We start from the raw sequence: 17,259 nt of genomic DNA on the forward strand, positions 1-17,259 counted from the left end.
GAAGTGAATGTATATGAAACAGGGAGGGAGTCTGTTGGCTGGATATCGGCGCTTTATCGCATATGTATATGAGTATCGGAAAGGGAAAAAGCAGAACAACTGCGGATTTATAAAAGTAGAAGTCCGGGGCAATGAGTGCGTGGTGGAAATCCATCTTCATGTGGAAGGCCTGGCAGAAGGGGAAACGTGCAAGGTTTACTGTTTTGTCCGAAAGGAAGGTTTGCTGCATGGAATTTTGATCGGCAGCTGCAATACCCAAAAAGACTGGATCGAATGTGTGCTGGAAACAGACGGAACAAGCATAGGTGGTTCGGGGCTTCCATTAGACAAAATGGGTGGGATGATCCTGACTACGCCGTCTGGCGGATTCTATGGAACAGAGTGGGATGATCAGGTAATCCGCCCGGAGAATTTTAAAGAGGTGGAGGCTGCAGCAGAAGAACGCAGTATGCAAGAAGTCGAAACAAGAGAAACACAGCAACAAAAGAACTTAGCTGAGGAAGAAGAGAACGTATCACCAAATGACCTGGCTGCGGAAGAAGTCCTAACACCACAGGTAACAGCAGTAACAGAAGAACCCGTAAACTTAGTTGAAAAAATAGCTGAACCAGAACCCATAACAGAAGTAAAGTATAAATCTGAATCAGAATACACACAGAGAGAAAAAAGTCCAGAAACCAAAGAAAAAGAAGAACCCAACTTGAAATCAGAAGCTATACTAACTGAAAAAAGTAAAGTAAACCCAGCGTTGGAAAGCGAAAGTATGGCAGATCCTGATATAATGGCGATACCCAAAGCAGCTGCTGAAGCAAATTCCTCATTGAACCCAGAAAACAGCATTTTGCCAGAAACAGACCAAGCGGTAGAAAACAAAGAAGGACCAGAAGTCTCAGCAGAGTTGCATATTCAGTCAGCCAAAAGCAAGGACGCTTCCTTCTCACTTCCCTTCGGCCAGTCCTTCTGCCCCTTTGCAGATGGCGACCTGAACCAGTGCTGGAAGATCACGCCCCAGGACCTGGTCCATTTTCCAAGGCGGCAATGCGCCCTTCGCAACAACCGCTTTCTGCAATACGGATACTACAACTTCGGACACCTCCTTTTGTGCCGCAGATCAAACGGCCGCTACATATTAGGCGTGCCCGGAAGCTATGACCAGCAGGAACAGTTTATGGCTGGCATGTTCGGCTTTTCCTGCTTCAAAGAAAGCAGCCAGATAAAAGTAAAGAAAGGCAGAGGCGGATACTGGTACCGCGCCATTGATCCGCCTGCATGCTGGTGAAGGGATGAATCCTAAAAATTGACATCCCTTCTCCAACTGCCTATAATAGAAATACAGCCGCGCAGCGCCCCCTGTTAAAAAGCGCGGCAAACGAAATACGTGTGTTACAGATGAGGAAAACGAAAAATGAAACAAAGAGACCTGACACAAGGCAGTATTACGGGAAATCTGCTTTTGTTTGCGCTACCATTGATGGCGGGCAACCTTCTGCAGCAGTGCTACAATATTGCCGACACCCTGATCGTGGGAAGGTACTTAGGAGCCAATGCCCTTGCGGCAGTGGGATCCTCCTACACCTTAATGACCTTTCTGACCTCCATTCTGATTGGAATGTGCATGGGAATCGGAGCTGTATTTTCCATCCGTTTCGGAGAAAAAGATCAGAAAAAATTAAAAGAAGGAATCCTTCATTCCTTTGGGTTGATCGCAGTCATGACAGTGGTGATCAATATTCTGGTGTATGCCTTCCTTCCATTGATCCTGAAGATCCTGCAGGTTCCAGAAGACGTAGTCCCATATATGCGAACCTATCTCCTTGTGATCTTCACCGGGATCAGCGCCACATTTTTATATAATTATTTTGCTGCCCTTCTTCGGGCTGTGGGAAATTCGGTTGTGCCCCTTATTTTTCTTGCAGTATCTACTGTCCTGAATATTGGACTGGATCTGCTGTTCGTCCTTGGACTTGGATGGGGCGTGGCAGGCGCAGCGGGAGCAACGGTTCTGGCCCAGTTTGTGGCAGGCATTGGAATTACACTGTACACGTTATTGTACTTTCCTGAATTTCGTATTGCCCGGGAAGAACTGCATTTTGATAAAAAAGTTCTGGGAGAGATCGCACAGATGTCCTTTCTCACCTGCCTGCAGCAGTCCATTATGAATTTTGGAATCCTGATGGTGCAGGGAAGGGTAAACAGCTTTGGAACCGCAGTTATGGCTGCCTTTGCAGCGGCTGTGAAAATTGATTCCTTCGCATACATGCCTGTGCAGGATTTTGGAAATGCTTTCTCCACATTTATTGCCCAGAATTATGGAGCTGGAAAAGAAAAGCGGATTTCTCAGGGAATCAAAAGTACTGTAACAGCCGCTTTTGCATTCTGCCTGGTGATCAGCGCCGTCGTGTGTGCTTTCGCTGCGCCGCTCATGGGAATTTTTGTGAAAGCATCTGAAACGGAAATTATATCCATCGGAGTGGGCTATCTGCGGATTGAAGGTGCATTTTATTTCGGAATTGGACTTCTTTTTCTGCTGTACGGTTATTACCGCGCTGTGAAAATGCCTGGAATGTCCGTGATCCTGACCATCCTTTCCCTTGGAACACGAGTGGTACTGGCCTATACTCTGTCCGCTATTCCAGCTGTTGGTGTTACCGGAATCTGGGTATCCGTTCCAATCGGATGGGCACTGGCTGACATTGTGGGAGTGGTTTATTACTGGAAAAAGATGCGGAAAGCGCAGGCGATTGCAGGTAATTGAAATTGAGAGAACCTAAATTTTTTGTGGAAATACTTTGCGAATAAGAGCGATTAACCATAAAGTTTTATAGTAGAAAGTAAAAGGATAAAAAATGCTAACAGATCAGGAACGCTATATGAAAGAAGCTATCCGCCAGGCGAAAAAAGCCCGGGCCCTGGAAGAGGTACCAATCGGCTGTGTGATCGTCTGTGACGGACAGATCATTGCCCGAGGTTACAATCGGAGAAACACAGACAAGAATACTCTTTCCCACGCAGAATTAAATGCCATCAAAAAAGCAAGCAAAAAGTTAGGTGACTGGCGGCTGGAGGGCTGCACCATGTACGTGACACTGGAGCCCTGCCAGATGTGCGCCGGAGCCCTGATGCAGTCCCGCATTGACCGGGTGGTGATCGGCAGCATGAATCCCAAAGCCGGCTGTGCCGGCTCTGTATTAAATCTTCTGGAGATGGACGGTTTCAATCACAAAGTGGAAGTGATCCGCGGTGTTCTCCAGGAAGAGTGCTCCACTATGCTTTCTGATTTCTTCCGTGAGCTTCGGGAAAAGAAGAAAATGCTGAAAAAATCTTTGGCAGAGCAGGTTGGAAAAACAGAAAATTAGTGGTATGATAAAAAACAAAGTAAGAAAATGCCATGGAAGCTTCTGCCAGAACCGGTTGAGCGGGCAGCAGAGCAAATGGTAAAATGACAGGAGGAAGATACAATGGAACTTGAAGCATTAAGAAAAGACATGGTAGCAGCCATGAAAGCAAAGGATAAAGTAACAAAGGACGCAGTTTCTTCCCTGATCTCCGCTGTGAAGAAGGTAGCAATCGATGAAGGCTGCCGTGACGACATCAGCAGCGAGCTGGTTGACCGCGTGATCCTGAAAGAACTGAAATCTGTAAAAGAGCAGATCGACACCTGCCCGGAATCCAGACAGGATCTGAAAGATGAGTATCAGGCCAGATACGACGTGATCGCGAAATATGCACCGAAGCTGATGGATGCTTCTGAGATCAAGGCTTACCTTACTGAGAAACACGCAGAACTGCTTGCTTCCGGAAACAAAGGCCAGATCATGAAGACCATTATGCCAGAGCTGAAAGGCAAGGCTGACGGCAAGGTGATCAACCAGGTTGTAGCAGAGCTTTGTAAATAAATTTCCTAAAGCAGTTACTCTGGAAAATGAAATATTAAGACACTAAAATGGGACGCATATTGCAAAATGGCATATGAAATGTATTTATAGCCATCGCGCATTATGGGTCCTTTTTATTTACGCGGGCAGCAAGCCAAAGTCCATGCTAACATGAAAGCTTGGCGACGGCCGCGATAATGAGCAAAAGTCGCAGAGTGTGTTTTGACTCGTTATCGCAGGCGGCAAGCCCAACTTACGAAGCTAAAAGGCATTGCCGCGTCGAACTCTATGACTATTTGAGTACAAAAAAGAACGTCCTCAGGACGTTCCATAATCATCTTATTACGCGCGCCGCACCTCGGAATGGTCTCACAGACGTTACCTCTACAGTTAACTCAGCCCAGGCACCCTCACGGCACACAGGAGATTCTACTTAGTGCTGCTACATTCCTGTCCTGACACGGTTCATAGAGTCCTGTTGCGTAAGACCCAAACGTCAACGCCACTTATAAAGGGCAGCTCCACAAGATACAAGCCTCAGATTGGCATCACCCCTGCTGTAGCGGATTGCAGGTACAGGGCACCGCTATCTCCCCGGCTGCGCGGAATTTAATTATAAAGGAAGGTTGTGGATTTGTCAAGCCGCTGCCACAAAACTGGAAAATATTTTTCCATATTTTTTCCATCACATTTTCCGGCTTCCGCAGCAGGCTTTAGCGGCGCATCCATGGGTGGCTTCATGGATGCAAATTCCTTGTTGTGTCAGACTGGGAAATATTATATAATAGAAACAAGATTGTCCCGCGATTTTTGCCCTGTCCAAATGTAACGGAACAGCAGTTGCTGCTCACTTCGGAGTCGGCAGCAGGCAGAGCTTCGCGGATCAAATTTCAAAATGTGGACTTTTTTGCAAAAGACACAGAAATGGAGGGTACTATGATTAAAAGAATCGGCTTATTGACAAGCGGCGGTGACTGCCAGGCCCTGAATGCCACCATGCGAGGAGTTGTAAAAGGGCTTACCAACAGCATTGATGACCTGGAAGTTTATGGCTTTGATGATGGATACAAAGGACTGATCTACGGCAAATACCGTATGCTTACCTCCAAGGATTTTTCCGGAATCCTTACACAGGGCGGAACCATTCTGGGCACATCCAGACAGCCGTTTAAGCTTATGCGCGTACCAGATGCAAATGGACTTGACAAGGTTGAAGCCATGAAGCAGACCTATTACAAGCTCTGTCTTGACTGCCTTGTGATCCTTGGCGGAAACGGAACCCAGAAGACAGCCAACCTTTTAAGGGAAGAAGGCCTGAATATCATTCATCTGCCGAAGACCATCGACAATGATATCTGGGGCACTGACATGACATTTGGTTTCCAGAGTGCAGTAAACATTGCCACAAATGCAATCGACTGCATCCATACAACCGCAGCATCCCATGGCCGTGTCTTTATTGTAGAAGTTATGGGACACAAAGTCGGAAGTCTTACTTTACACGCCGGAATCGCAGGCGGAGCAGACATTATCCTGATCCCTGAGATCCCATACGACATCGAGAAGGTAGTTGTCGCAATCCAGAAGAGATCAAAAGCTGGCAAGCGCTTTACCATTCTTGCAGTAGCAGAAGGCGCGATTTCCAAAGAAGACGCCCTTCTTTCCAAGAAAGACTATAAGAAGAAACTGGAGGAGCGCGCGAAGAAGTATCCTTCCGTATCTTATGAAATTGCAGACAAGATCACCCAGAAGCTTGGCTCTGAGGTTCGTATCACGGTTCCGGGACACACACAGCGAGGCGGAGCACCATGTGCTTATGACCGTGTGCTTTCCACAAGAATCGGAGCAGGTGCAGCAGAGGCTATTCTGGACGGAGAATATGGCATCATGATCGGCGTTGTAAACGGCAAGATCAAGAGAGTACCTCTTGAAGAATGTGCAGGCAAGCTGAAGATGGTTTCTCCGAAAGACCAGACTGTCAAGGCTGCAAAGCAGATCGGAATCAGCTTCGGCGATTGATCCCCTGCTGTTAGAAAGGAGTTTCCATAAATGAGCTATACCGCTCTATACCGGAAGTTCAGACCGGATAATTTCGGCGATGTCAAGGGCCAGGATCACATTGTGACTACTCTGACCAACCAGATCAAGCATAACCGTATTGGCCATGCTTATCTGTTTTGCGGCACCCGTGGAACCGGTAAGACAACCGTTGCAAAAATACTGGCAAAAGCAGTAAACTGCCAGCACCCGGTAGATGGAAGCCCCTGTGGTGAATGTGAAATGTGTAAGGCGATACAGGCCGGTACCTCCATGAACGTGATCGAGATCGATGCAGCGTCCAACAACGGCGTTGACAACATCCGTGAGATCCGTGAGGAGGTGGCCTACCGCCCTACAGAAGGAAACTATAAGGTATACATTATCGACGAGGTTCACATGCTTTCGACAGGAGCATTCAATGCTCTTCTGAAAACACTGGAGGAACCTCCGTCTTATGTTATCTTCATTCTTGCTACCACAGAGGCTCACAAGATACCGATCACCATTTTATCCAGATGCCAGCGATACGATTTTCACCGTATCACCATTGACACCATTGCGGCGCGCCTGGATGAACTGCTGAAAATCGAAGGCGTAGAAGCAGAAGAAAAAGCTGTCCGCTATGTGGCGAAAGCCGGAGACGGTTCCATGCGAGATGCCCTCAGTCTTCTGGATCAGTGTATCGCCTTTTACCTGGGCCAGACATTGACCTACGACAAAGTCCTGGAAGTATTGGGAGCCGTGGATACAGAGGTATTCAGCAAGCTCCTCCGCAAAGTGCTCCAGGGAGATGTGACAGGTGCGATCCGCACCCTGGAGGATCTGATCGTAGGAGGAAGAGAACTTGGACAGTTTGTAGGAGATTTTACCTGGTACATGCGTAATCTCCTTCTTGTAAAAACCTCCGAGAATCCGGAAGAAGCCATTGACGTATCCTCAGAGAACCTGAAGCTTCTTCAGGAAGAAAGTGAGATGGTGGATGTAGAGACATTGATGCGCTACATCCGTATTTTTTCGGATCTATCCAGCCAGATCCGCTATTCTACACAGAAGCGTGTCCTGGTTGAGATTGCCCTGATCAAATTGTGCCGTCCAGCTATGGAGACCAATCTGGACTCTGTTCTGGACCGTCTCCGCGTTCTGGAGCAGCGCATGGATGAAAGACCTGTGCAGCAGGTGATCGTCCAGCAGGGCGCACCAGGGACAGCTGGCGGCATGGGAACTGCGGCTGGCGACGGAACAGAAGCCATGGCAGCAGCGAAGCCGGAGAAAGCAGCTCCCGAGGATCTGCAGAAGATCGTAGCCAGCTGGAAGGTGATCGTAGGCCAGACCAGCGGTATTTTCAAGCAGATGCTTCAGAAATCCATTCCGAAATACAATGGTCAGACTGGCGAACCTATCCTCTATATAGAGTTTCAGGATTTCCTGGGAAAAACTTATGTAGACAATCCGGAAGCGGAAGAGGAACTGAAGAACATTATCCTGGCCCAGACTGGCAAGAGTGTAGAACTTAAGATGGTGGTAGCCAAAGAGCACAACCATACCAATCTTGCCCAGGTCACTGTAGATCAGGCACTTCGCGAGAATATCCATATGGATGTGGTCGTGGAGGAAAATCCTGACGATACAGAAGAATAAGAAACAACCGGAATGTTATTGCCATCCTAAATTTAGGCGACATTCTGTTGACAATATTTCCAAAGATGTGAATATTGTTATGAAATCAGACTGATTATTAAAGGAGGACTTTGTAATGGCAAAGCGTGGAGGATTTCCAGGCATGGGTATGCCGGGAAACATGAATAACCTTATGAAGCAGGCGCAGAAAATGCAGCGCCAGATGGAAGAAAACCAGAAAGCTCTGGAGGAGAAAGAATTTACTGCAGCAGCCGGCGGCGGAGCAGTAGAGGTAACGATCTCCGGTAAAAGAGAAGTGACCAAAGTAAAGCTTGCAGAGGAAGTTGTAGATCCAGATGACATTGAGATGCTTGAGGATCTTATCGTTGCAGCAACCAACGAAGCACTTCGCAAGGTAGAGCAGGAGAACCAGGCTGTAATGTCCAAACTCACAGGCGGTCTTGGCGGACTTGGCGGAGGTCTTCCATTCTGATGGAATACTACAGCAGTCATATTAACAAACTGATCGAGCAGTTTTCCCATCTTCCCGGAATCGGGGCGAAGTCTGCCCAGCGTCTGGCCTTTCATATTATGAATATGCCTAAGGACCAGGTGCAGCAGCTCACCAATGCCATCACTGATGCCAGGATGAACGTACAGTACTGCAAGTGCTGCTATACTCTTACGGATAAGGAAATGTGCCCGATCTGCAGCAATCCCAAGCGTGATCACAGCACCATCATGGTAGTGGAGAACACCAGGGATCTTGCTGCCTATGAAAAAACAGGCAAATTTGACGGCGTTTACCATGTACTTCACGGTGCCATTTCCCCTATGCTGGGAATCGGACCGGATGACATTAAGCTGAAGGAGCTGATCATGCGTCTTCAGGGAGATGTAAAAGAAGTGATCATTGCCACCAACTCCAGTCTGGAGGGAGAAACAACGGCCATGTACATCAGTAAGCTGATCAAACCTACCGGGATCAAGGTAAGCCGTATTGCCAGCGGTGTGCCGGTGGGCGGCGACCTGGAATACATTGATGAGGTTACCCTTCTGCGTGCGCTGGAGGGCAGGGTAGAGCTGTAAAAAAGACAAAAATGGCAGGAGGTGATTTTTGTGGCACGAAAAAAGATAACATCTTCGGATGTGGCAGAAAAAGCAGGCGTTTCCCAGGCAACTGTTTCCATGGTCCTGAACCACAAGTATAATGTGTCTTTTTCCAGGGAAACCGTGGAGAAAGTAGAAAACGCAGCCAGAGAGCTTGGCTATCGTCTGCCTGGCCACAAAAACAAAAAAGAGAACAAAAAAGAAAAGCTGATCGTTGTCTTTTGCCCTACCATTACCAGCCCCTATTATGTGCTTCTCCTTCAGGGAATTGAAGCGGTAGCAAATGAACGGGGATATGGAGTCTTTATCTGTAATACCCAGCGTGATGCAAGACTGGAAGAAAAATATCTGCGGATGATCCGTGCCCTGTCCCCTCAGGGGATCATTTATGCCTGTAATCCACACCCGGACTATATCAGCCAGGTGGAGGAGATGGCAAGAACCATTCCGCTGGTCATTATCAGCAATAAGGAGAAGATCAGCACCGTAGATGCCATTAACCAGGACAATACGGAAGTGGGCAGACTGATGGCAAGGCACCTGCTGGATCTGGGGCACAGGGATGTGGCATTTATCACGCCGCCCCTTACCAGAAGACAGTGGCAGCGCTCCAAGCGAGTGGACGGTTTTGTCCGCGAATTTGAGAAAGCAGGTCTTTCCGGACATGTGATCATCAAGGCAGCAGATGAATCCGTTGACCGCCGCAATCCCAAGACGGATTCTGAGTATTCTATGGGATATGCCCTGACCAGATCCCTTCTGGAGGATGGCAGACGGTTTACCGCCATTGCAGGACAGAATGATATGATGGCCATTGGCGCAGTGGATGCGCTTCAGGATGCCCGTCTTCGGGTACCTAAGGATGTGTCTGTGATCGGATGCGATAACATTTTTTATTCCGGAATCCGCAGGGTATCGCTGACCACCATCGATCACTTCGTAGATCTGAAGGGCAGGGATGCCTGCGACATCATTATCCGTAAGATTGACACAGGTCTTCGCTTCGGGGAGGGGATCCGTCCCACCAGTGTATATAATATTGAGTACAGTCCCAAGATCATTGTGCGCAAAACCACTGGTTACGCCCGCATGGACAGACCGGATCCTGTGAACGAAAAATCAGACGAAAATAAGATTAAATAAATGATTTACCTGAAATTATTAATAATAAATTCCGGCACAACATCTGGTAAAAATATTGAAAAAGCTGATTGATACAGTGAAAAATTGATTGATAACCAAGTAACAAACTTTAGAATGATTAATAAAAACAGAAATTATTAATTGAAAATTTATTAATAATTTACACCCTGCCTTGACCTGTAAGGGAAGTCTGTTATAATGAAAGCATGTGAACGGGTGCAGGGCAAAAGGAGTGTTGCAGCACCGCAAACCAGGCGAGGACAAGAGAGTCCATCCGCAGTCTAATTTATTCATTCAGGAGGAAAAGATCATGAAATTTTTTATCGACACAGCAAAAGTAGAGGATATTAAAGCAGCTAACGACATGGGAATCATCTGTGGTGTAACCACAAACCCATCCCTGATCGCGAAAGAGGGAAGAGATTTCAACGAAGTTATCAAAGAAATCACAGAAATCGTTGACGGACCGATCAGCGGCGAGGTAAAAGCTACCACAACAGACGCTGAGGGAATGATCCGTGAGGGACGTGAGATCGCTAAGATCCATCCAAACATGGTAGTTAAGATCCCTATGACATGCGAAGGTCTGAAAGCAGTTAAAGTTCTTTCCAAAGAAGGAATCAAGACAAATGTAACTCTGATCTTCAGCGCTAACCAGGCACTTCTTGCTGCAAGAGCAGGCGCTACCTATGTATCTCCATTCCTTGGAAGACTTGATGACATCTCTACAGACGGTGTTGAGTTGATCCGCCAGATCGCAGATATGTTCGCTGTTGCCGGAATCGACACAGAGATTATCGCAGCAAGCGTTCGTCATCCAATGCATGTAACACAGTGTGCACTTGCTGGTGCTGACATTGCTACTGTACCATTTAAAGTACTTGAGCAGATGACACATCATCCTCTGACAGACGCTGGTATCGTAAAATTCCAGAACGATTACAAAGCTGTATTTGGTGAATAATTGATAGAGTAAATGACTCATATAAGGAGAATTGATAATGGAGAATTTAGAGCTTCAGAAAACTGCAAACGAAGTCCGCAAGGGCATCGTAACAGCACTGCACGCTGCTAAAGCCGGCCATCCGGGCGGATCTTTATCTGCAGCAGATGTATTTACATATCTTTATTTTGAGGAAATGAACATTGATCCTAAGGATCCGAAGAAAGCAGACCGCGACCGTTTCGTCCTTTCCAAAGGTCACACTGCACCAGGCCTTTACTCTGTACTTGCACAGAGAGGCTATTTCCCGAAAGAGGATCTGGTAACACTTCGTCATCTTGGATCTTACCTTCAGGGACATCCGGATATGAAACATATCCCAGGTGTTGATATGTCAAGCGGATCTCTTGGACAGGGAATCTCCGCTGCAGTTGGAATGGCACTTTCTGCAAAATTATCAGGCGACAGCTATCGTGTATACACACTTCTTGGTGACGGCGAGATCCAGGAGGGCCAGGTTTGGGAAGCTGCTATGTTTGCAGGCGCAAGAAAACTGGACAACCTTGTAGTGATCGTAGATAACAACGGCCTTCAGATCGACGGTAAAGTTGAGGATGTATGCTCTCCATACCCGATCGACAAGAAATTTGAAGCATTTAATTTCCATGTGATCAACGTGGCAGATGGAAATGACATGGCACAGTTACGTGCTGCTTTTGATGAAGCAAAGGCTACCAAAAGAATGCCGACTGCAATCGTTATGAAGACAGTAAAAGGCAAAGGTGTATCCTTCATGGAGAACCAGGTTGGCTGGCATGGAAAAGCTCCGAACGACGAAGAGTACGCACAGGCTATGGCAGATTTGGAAAAGGTAGGTGAAGCATTATGTCAGAAGTAAAGAAGATTGCCACCAGAGCAAGCTACGGTAACGCTCTTGTAGAACTTGGAAAGAAACATGATGATCTGGTTGTTCTGGACGCTGACCTTGCTGCAGCTACACAGACCGGAATCTTTAAGAAAGCATTCCCGGAGCGCCACATCGACTGCGGTATCGCAGAGTGCAACATGATGGGAATCGCTGCCGGAATCGCTACAACAGGCAAGGTACCATTTGCAAGTACTTTCGCTATGTTTGCAGCTGGACGTGCATTTGAGCAGGTCCGCAACTCTGTAGGCTATCCGAAACTGAACGTTAAGATCGGTGCTACCCACGGCGGAATTTCCGTTGGTGAGGATGGTGCTACCCACCAGTGCTGCGAGGATTTCGCACTTATGCGTACAATCCCGGGAATGGTTGTTGCATGCCCATCTGACGACATCGAGGCAAAGGCAATGGTAGAGGCTGCTTATGAGCATGTAGGCCCTGTTTACATGAGATTTGGCCGTCTTGCTGTTCCGGTTATCAACGATAACCCGGATTATAAATTTGAGCTTGGTAAAGGTATCGTTCTCCGCGAGGGAAAAGACCTTACCATTATTGCAAACGGACTTTGCGTAGCTCCGTCTCTTGAGGCGGCTGCTAAGCTTGCTGAAGAAGGAATCGAAGCAAAGGTTATCAACATCCACACCATCAAACCTCTGGATGAGGAGCTTGTTGTAGCAGCTGCAAAAGAAACAGGCAAGGTTGTTACAGTGGAAGAGCATTCCATCATCGGCGGCCTTGGCGGTGCTGTATGCGAGTGCCTTGCAGAGAAGGCTCCTGTACCGGTAAAACGTATTGGTATCAATGATGTTTACGGTGAGTCCGGCCCGGCTGTAGATCTTCTTGAGAAATATGGCCTTGATGCAGCTGGCATCTACAAACAGATCAAAGCATTTATCTAATTAGAATGTGATTTGCAGAAAGTTCAATTCTGTAATGGAAGCGTATATAATACGGCAAATGGAGGCGAAAGCTTCTATTTGCCGTATTGTGTTTTACGCAGTAAAATTCCCCAGGATTCCCTGTGCAATGGTGTCCGCCAGGGTGATCACGGTGGAAAGCCTTGTTGTCTGCAAAGTGAGATATTCCAGGATCCCTCCAATATTTACGATCCCTGTAATATAAATATCCCCCACAGGCGGCAGATCCTTCTGCACCGCCGCACCTGGGTAAAGAGACCCATTCCCAATAGTCACATATCCTAAGTGCTTTTTATCACCCAATGAAGCGTCGATTGCGATCACAAGGGCAAATGGATGCTCCTTGGCAATAAAGTCCGTTATATGGGACAGATTGACCGCGTGGACAGGCTGATTTAAGGTACCGTACACGTAAATGCCGGGAATCTGGTGCTGGCTTAGCCGGTATCCCACATAAGGCCCCAGGCAGTCCCCGGTTACCCGGTCACTTCCAATACACAGAAATACGATTTCCGTCCAGTCCCGTTTATGACGCTTAATACATTTTTCCAGAAGGCGGGCAATCTCTCTGGAAGAATCCGGATTTTGCGTGTTAATATAAAAAGGCATAAAATTTCTCCTGATATATAGCTGCGCCAGCTGACTTCATTATATTTTTTTTTTTTTTTTTTTTTTTTTTTTTTTTTTTTTTTTTTTTTCTGCAAAGCACTTGCGCACTGTTTTCTATAATCCATCTTATCCCATATCCGGTAAAAATATGCACCTTGGAAAATGCTGTTTTCCATCATTCTTTTTCGCAGGCTGTTGGAGAGAACTGCCAGGCTTTTCTTTGCAAAAACTGTCGTAAAATTCTGTGGAACAGGTCTTATATTACGCTAAAATCTGCATTTCCCATGTGCTATCCTCATACCCGAAGGGGGGATGTGAGTATGATAGAAGTTATTTACAAAGAGGAGAAACAGGAGGCAAAAAATGGGGAAAATCTTTTTAATTTGCCGAGAAATATACGCCAGGTAGGGCTGACAACGGGAAATATGCGGATCTATATGGAAGATTACGTGTACACCTTTCTCACAAGGCTTGCCAGAAACGAGCTCAGCTCCCAAAAAGAACAAGGCAGCGTAGCTGTTTTTACAGGGGATACCAAGTGGAACGATGGAATAACCTATCTTTTCATCCGGGGAGCATTGGTGGTGGAAGATATGGAAGCTGCAGCAGATCATATTGATTTCTCTGAAAAAGTATGGGCGAAAATACAGGAAGACCAGGCCAGATATTTTCCAGGACAGGAAATAACAGGCTGGTTTTTTTCGCGTCCTCAGATGTATATGGAAACAGACGAGTTGCTGACAAGGATCCATCTTCGGTATTTTGGTGGCGAAAAAGTGCTGATGCTCATGGAACCTGCAGAAAAGGAAGAGGCTTTTTTCTTTTATGAAAATGGTCTGATGATCCGGCAGAGAGGATATTACATCTATTATGAGAAAAATTCTCTCATGCAGGAGTACATGATTGAAAAAAATAAAGATTTTGTACCGGAAATCACGGAAACGGTGCCAGATGAGGCAGTGGTGTCATTCCGGAAGATCATTAAAAACAAGAAAACAAAGAAGGAAGAAAAGACAGAGGAAAAGCCCCAGGAGGAATTGGAGCATACCTCTGTTTTTTCATATGCAGCCACGGCATGTCTGGTGCTTGCTGTACTGGCAGTAGGGGCGGGCTTTTACAGAAACTATATGGGACTTACGGATCTTTCGCGAAGAGAAGCTACGGTAACGGTGACTTCAGATGAAATTGTGCAGGAAGAGGAAAAAGTGACTCCGCCGATCACCTGGATAGAGGAAAACCAGATCCAGGATGAAACAGCAGAGAGCCAGCCAACGGCAACGCCGCAAATATCAGCAGCTGAAAATGAAGGGGCAAATGATATAACAGAAGCACCACAGGAAGATAAAACGGTTTCAACAGATGCAGAAACTGCAGATACTGAAATTCAGAAAACAGAGAATTCAGATCAGCAGGGAAATTTAAATGCGGAATACTCTGCTGGAACTGCCGCCACAGAGAACACCCAGACGGCAGAGAATACCCAGGCGCTGGAAGAACAGCAGTTTTCCCAGGAAGCAGACGACCGAAAAATAAAAAAACAGGAGACGGCCGCTTCTTCCGACAAGGTTTATGAAAACTATATGATCAAGCCTGGTGACACCCTGTATCAGATAAGTATTTCCCATTATGGCAGTACAGATGCCATTGCAGAAATCTGCCGGCTGAACAATCTCACGGAAAACCAGGTGATTTATCCTGGCCAAATGATTGTATTACCATAATGGAATGTGGTATAATCGAACAAATGATGTTAAACAGAAAACATAAGGCAAGGGTAAATTATGGCAAACACATTTAAGAATATCAAAAAGAAATTGCGGCGGAAGCGTCTGCTTGCAGAGAAACGCCGCCTAGAGAAAGCCCAGGCAGGTGCCCAGGGAGGCGAAGCTGCAAGGAAAAAGTTCAAAGCAGCCATGCGTAAAAGGAAAGCTGTGCTGAAGCCTATTGCTGTTATATTAGCTGTGGCGATCGTGGTTTTGGCCGGCTTCCTTTTCCTGGAGATGCGGACCTACCGAAGCTATAAAGTACAGGCTTCCAGCGAACAGGAAGATACAGTATCCACACAGTACATGAACCTGGCAGGAAAGATCCTGCGCTACAGCTCGGATGAGGTGTCTCTTGTAAATGATAAGCTGGAAACGGTATGGTCCCAGACGTACGACATGCAGAATCCTGTAGCGGATGTGTGGGGAGACTGTGCGGTTATCGCAGACAAAGATGGCACTTCCATGGTTTTCCTGAACAAAAATGGAATTACCGGAACCGTAACCACTTCCTACAGTATTGTGAAAGCAAAAGTTTCCAAGACCGGAATGGCTGCGGCGATTCTGGACGGAGGCGATCATACCTGGATCAACTTCTATAATCTGGACGGAAGTCTGATCGCAGAGAACCAGACGAACATTCAGGATCCTGGATATCCTATGGATGTAACGCTGGCAGATAATGGCGTGGTAATGATGGTAGCCTATCAGTATGTGGACAGCAGTCAGACCACAAGCTATGTAGCTTTTTATAATTTCGGAGAAGTTGGACAGAATGAAGATGACCGTATTGTAAGTGGCTATACCTATGACGGTGTGGTGGTTCCCCAGATCCAGTATCTTGGAAGCAATGCAGTAGCTCTGCGGGATGACGGATTTACTTTATATTCCGGACGTCAGATTCCCAAGGAACTTAAGACCATCCAGGTGGAAAGTGAGATCGTCAGCACCTTCTATGACGAGAATAATATCGGCCTGGTATTCAAAAATGACAGAAAAGACAAACAATACACCATGCAGGTATATTCTGCTGATGGAAAATTGAAATTCAGCAAGGATTTTAATATTCCATATTCTACCATCAGAATGAGTGACGGTTATATTATCATGTATAACAGTTCCCAGCTGTGTGTTATGAATGAGAATGGCAAAGAAAAATATTTTGGAAGCATTGATGGAACGGTAAAGGATTTCTTTAAACTTGGATGGAACAAATATCTGCTTGTTCTTGATACAGGTGTAAATGTGATAAAACTCAGCTAAGGAGAAAAAGATGGACATAAGCTGGACATGGCTTGGAATTGTTGGAACTGTTCTGATTATTTCCGCCTGCATTTTGGGGTTCCGAAAAGGATTTGTAAAAGAAGTGGTATCCGCCTTTTTCATGATCATTTCCTTTCTTCTTGTCTGGGTGATCAATCCATATGTAAATACATTCGTAAGGGAGTATACCCCTGTATATACCGTGATTCAGGAAAAATGCCAGGACATGGTAATGGAACAGACGGATAATAGGAAAGTCCTGGACAAAGAAGAACAGGCACAGGTGGTAGAGAGCATGGAGCTCCCAGACCTTTTGAAGAATACGCTGGTGGAAAATAATACCGTAGAGACCTACCGCTATCTTGCTGTAAGCACCTTTTCTGAATATATTTCAGATTCCCTTGCAGTAATGGCGGTGAATGGTATTTCGTTCCTTCTTTCTTATATCATTTCTGCAGTTGTGATCAAGCTGCTGGGATATATACTGAATGTTCTGACAAAACTGCCGGTCATCAATGGAATCAACAAGCTGGCTGGAGGAGCAGTGGGAGGGATAAAGTGCGTGATCTTTATCTGGATCGCCCTTCTGGTGCTGACTTTACTATGCGACACTTCACTGGGAAAACAGGGGATGGAACTGGTACAGAAGGACACTTTTATGAATTTTCTGTATAACCAGAATATCTTCGTGAAGGTGTTTATGAGCGTTTTCTATGGGAATTAAAAAAGGAAATTTGTTAAATCGTGTAAAAAAATCAAAAAAATTGAAAAAAAGGGGTTGACGAATAGCAACACCGGTGTTATACTGAATCTCGCTTCTGAGGAAGCGGGATTTCTTTTTGAAAAGCTTCAAAAGTTTTTCAAAAGAAAATAAAAAAAGTTGTTGACAAACGAAAATGCTTGTGGTAATATAAACAAGCTGTCGGACAGACAACGACAGATAAACAACCTTGATAACTAAACAGTGAAACACATACGATTCTCGAAAATTTCTTTATACAATTCATTTTCGAATGAAACTTTTAAAAACAGTAATGACGAGAGATAACTAAGC

17 protein-coding genes and 1 other RNA gene are annotated in these 17,259 nt (G+C 46.1%); 15 read left to right on the forward strand and 3 right to left on the reverse strand.

The genetic code is table 11. The features are described 5' to 3' along the window. Window positions 1–34: 34 nt before the first annotated feature. From ACTQ50_RS16630 to ACTQ50_RS16645, 4 genes are all read left to right on the forward strand, one after another. The gene (locus ACTQ50_RS16630) at window positions 35–1,279 is read left to right on the forward strand and encodes a DUF6128 domain-containing protein (RefSeq protein WP_441485122.1); all 1,245 of its coding nucleotides are present in this window, start codon (window positions 35–37) and stop codon (window positions 1,277–1,279) included. 126 nt (window positions 1,280–1,405) lie between these two features. After that, window positions 1,406–2,755 carry an MATE family efflux transporter gene (locus ACTQ50_RS16635; RefSeq protein WP_441485123.1) on the forward strand — a complete coding sequence of 450 codons (1,350 nt, stop codon included), beginning with the start codon at window positions 1,406–1,408 and terminating at the stop codon, window positions 2,753–2,755. A gap of 91 nt (window positions 2,756–2,846) precedes the next feature. Next, entirely contained in the window at window positions 2,847–3,356 is a 510-nt protein-coding gene (gene tadA, locus ACTQ50_RS16640; protein ID WP_441485124.1) for a tRNA adenosine(34) deaminase TadA, read from the forward strand. Between the two features lie 102 nt (window positions 3,357–3,458). Next, window positions 3,459–3,896: a GatB/YqeY domain-containing protein gene (locus ACTQ50_RS16645; protein WP_295303711.1), complete on the forward strand. Its 438-nt coding sequence runs from the start codon at window positions 3,459–3,461 to the stop codon at window positions 3,894–3,896. A 323-nt stretch (window positions 3,897–4,219) separates the two neighbouring features. Here ACTQ50_RS16645 and ffs read toward each other — a convergent pair. Further along, window positions 4,220–4,481, reverse strand: an RNA gene (ffs, locus tag ACTQ50_RS16650) — signal recognition particle sRNA large type. 3 nt (window positions 4,482–4,484) lie between these two features. Then, on the reverse strand, window positions 4,485–4,616 hold the full coding sequence (locus ACTQ50_RS16655) for a hypothetical protein (RefSeq protein WP_441485125.1): 132 nt from the start codon (window positions 4,614–4,616) through the stop codon (window positions 4,485–4,487). Window positions 4,617–4,811: 195 nt separating this feature from the next. Here ACTQ50_RS16655 and ACTQ50_RS16660 point away from each other — a divergent pair, with 195 nt between their 5' ends. The 8 genes from ACTQ50_RS16660 (at window position 4,812) to ACTQ50_RS16695 (ending at window position 12,552) form a co-directional block, all read left to right on the forward strand. Then, a complete protein-coding gene (locus tag ACTQ50_RS16660; protein ID WP_441485126.1) occupies window positions 4,812–5,894 on the forward strand; it encodes a 6-phosphofructokinase in 1,083 nt (360 codons plus the stop codon). A 30-nt stretch (window positions 5,895–5,924) separates the two neighbouring features. Next, a complete protein-coding gene (dnaX, locus tag ACTQ50_RS16665) occupies window positions 5,925–7,553 on the forward strand; it encodes a DNA polymerase III subunit gamma/tau (RefSeq protein ID WP_441485127.1) in 1,629 nt (542 codons plus the stop codon). 115 nt (window positions 7,554–7,668) lie between these two features. Continuing rightward, the gene (locus ACTQ50_RS16670) at window positions 7,669–8,025 is read left to right on the forward strand and encodes a YbaB/EbfC family nucleoid-associated protein (protein ID WP_021924790.1); all 357 of its coding nucleotides are present in this window, start codon (window positions 7,669–7,671) and stop codon (window positions 8,023–8,025) included. Continuing rightward, on the forward strand, window positions 8,025–8,621 hold the full coding sequence (gene recR / locus ACTQ50_RS16675; protein WP_441485128.1) for a recombination mediator RecR: 597 nt from the start codon (window positions 8,025–8,027) through the stop codon (window positions 8,619–8,621). Before ACTQ50_RS16670 ends, recR begins: the two co-directional genes overlap by 1 nt. A 30-nt stretch (window positions 8,622–8,651) precedes the next feature. Then, window positions 8,652–9,785, forward strand: a complete 1,134-nt coding sequence (locus tag ACTQ50_RS16680; protein WP_441485129.1) for a LacI family DNA-binding transcriptional regulator — start codon at window positions 8,652–8,654, stop codon at window positions 9,783–9,785. A 310-nt stretch (window positions 9,786–10,095) separates the two neighbouring features. Then, complete coding sequence (fsa, locus tag ACTQ50_RS16685; RefSeq protein ID WP_021924793.1) at window positions 10,096–10,749, forward strand: fructose-6-phosphate aldolase; 654 nt, start codon at window positions 10,096–10,098, stop codon at window positions 10,747–10,749. Between the two features lie 37 nt (window positions 10,750–10,786). After that, window positions 10,787–11,626 carry a transketolase gene (locus tag ACTQ50_RS16690; protein WP_441485130.1) on the forward strand — a complete coding sequence of 280 codons (840 nt, stop codon included), beginning with the start codon at window positions 10,787–10,789 and terminating at the stop codon, window positions 11,624–11,626. Beyond that, window positions 11,614–12,552: a transketolase family protein gene (locus ACTQ50_RS16695; protein ID WP_441485131.1), complete on the forward strand. Its 939-nt coding sequence runs from the start codon at window positions 11,614–11,616 to the stop codon at window positions 12,550–12,552. The genes ACTQ50_RS16690 and ACTQ50_RS16695 overlap by 13 nt, the downstream gene beginning before the upstream one ends. 93 nt (window positions 12,553–12,645) lie before the next feature. On the opposite strand, the gene yyaC is transcribed toward ACTQ50_RS16695, so the two are convergent. After that, window positions 12,646–13,179, reverse strand: coding sequence for a spore protease YyaC (yyaC, locus tag ACTQ50_RS16700; RefSeq protein ID WP_441485132.1), 534 nt, complete (start codon window positions 13,177–13,179; stop codon window positions 12,646–12,648). A gap of 320 nt (window positions 13,180–13,499) precedes the next feature. Here yyaC and ACTQ50_RS16705 point away from each other — a divergent pair, with 320 nt between their 5' ends. Genes ACTQ50_RS16705 through ACTQ50_RS16715 form a run of 3 tightly spaced genes read left to right on the forward strand, consistent with a single transcriptional unit; the run spans window position 13,500 to window position 16,929 of the window. Then, window positions 13,500–14,900, forward strand: coding sequence for a LysM peptidoglycan-binding domain-containing protein (locus tag ACTQ50_RS16705; protein WP_441485133.1), 1,401 nt, complete (start codon window positions 13,500–13,502; stop codon window positions 14,898–14,900). Window positions 14,901–14,960: 60 nt separating this feature from the next. Continuing rightward, on the forward strand, window positions 14,961–16,205 hold the full coding sequence (locus ACTQ50_RS16710; RefSeq protein WP_441485134.1) for a DUF5711 family protein: 1,245 nt from the start codon (window positions 14,961–14,963) through the stop codon (window positions 16,203–16,205). Between the two features lie 10 nt (window positions 16,206–16,215). Beyond that, window positions 16,216–16,929 carry a CvpA family protein gene (locus tag ACTQ50_RS16715; RefSeq protein ID WP_441485135.1) on the forward strand — a complete coding sequence of 238 codons (714 nt, stop codon included), beginning with the start codon at window positions 16,216–16,218 and terminating at the stop codon, window positions 16,927–16,929. Window positions 16,930–17,259: the final 330 nt, after the last annotated feature.

This window comes from Blautia sp. Sow4_E7 (genome assembly GCF_052116245.1).
GTDB lineage: Bacteria > Bacillota > Clostridia > Lachnospirales > Lachnospiraceae > Blautia_A.

Coding starts and splice junctions, on each gene's coding strand:
- ACTQ50_RS16635 (WP_441485123.1), top strand. CDS start 1,406: ATGAAACAAAGAGACCTGACACAAGGCAGTATTACGGGAAATCTGCTT.
- tadA (WP_441485124.1), top strand. CDS start 2,847: ATGCTAACAGATCAGGAACGCTATATGAAAGAAGCTATCCGCCAGGCG.
- ACTQ50_RS16645 (WP_295303711.1), top strand. CDS start 3,459: ATGGAACTTGAAGCATTAAGAAAAGACATGGTAGCAGCCATGAAAGCA.
- ACTQ50_RS16655 (WP_441485125.1), bottom strand. CDS start 4,616: ATGAAGCCACCCATGGATGCGCCGCTAAAGCCTGCTGCGGAAGCCGGA.
- ACTQ50_RS16660 (WP_441485126.1), top strand. CDS start 4,812: ATGATTAAAAGAATCGGCTTATTGACAAGCGGCGGTGACTGCCAGGCC.
- dnaX (WP_441485127.1), top strand. CDS start 5,925: ATGAGCTATACCGCTCTATACCGGAAGTTCAGACCGGATAATTTCGGC.
- ACTQ50_RS16670 (WP_021924790.1), top strand. CDS start 7,669: ATGGCAAAGCGTGGAGGATTTCCAGGCATGGGTATGCCGGGAAACATG.
- recR (WP_441485128.1), top strand. CDS start 8,025: ATGGAATACTACAGCAGTCATATTAACAAACTGATCGAGCAGTTTTCC.
- fsa (WP_021924793.1), top strand. CDS start 10,096: ATGAAATTTTTTATCGACACAGCAAAAGTAGAGGATATTAAAGCAGCT.
- ACTQ50_RS16690 (WP_441485130.1), top strand. CDS start 10,787: ATGGAGAATTTAGAGCTTCAGAAAACTGCAAACGAAGTCCGCAAGGGC.
- ACTQ50_RS16695 (WP_441485131.1), top strand. CDS start 11,614: ATGTCAGAAGTAAAGAAGATTGCCACCAGAGCAAGCTACGGTAACGCT.
- yyaC (WP_441485132.1), bottom strand. CDS start 13,179: ATGCCTTTTTATATTAACACGCAAAATCCGGATTCTTCCAGAGAGATT.
- ACTQ50_RS16705 (WP_441485133.1), top strand. CDS start 13,500: ATGATAGAAGTTATTTACAAAGAGGAGAAACAGGAGGCAAAAAATGGG.
- ACTQ50_RS16710 (WP_441485134.1), top strand. CDS start 14,961: ATGGCAAACACATTTAAGAATATCAAAAAGAAATTGCGGCGGAAGCGT.
- ACTQ50_RS16715 (WP_441485135.1), top strand. CDS start 16,216: ATGGACATAAGCTGGACATGGCTTGGAATTGTTGGAACTGTTCTGATT.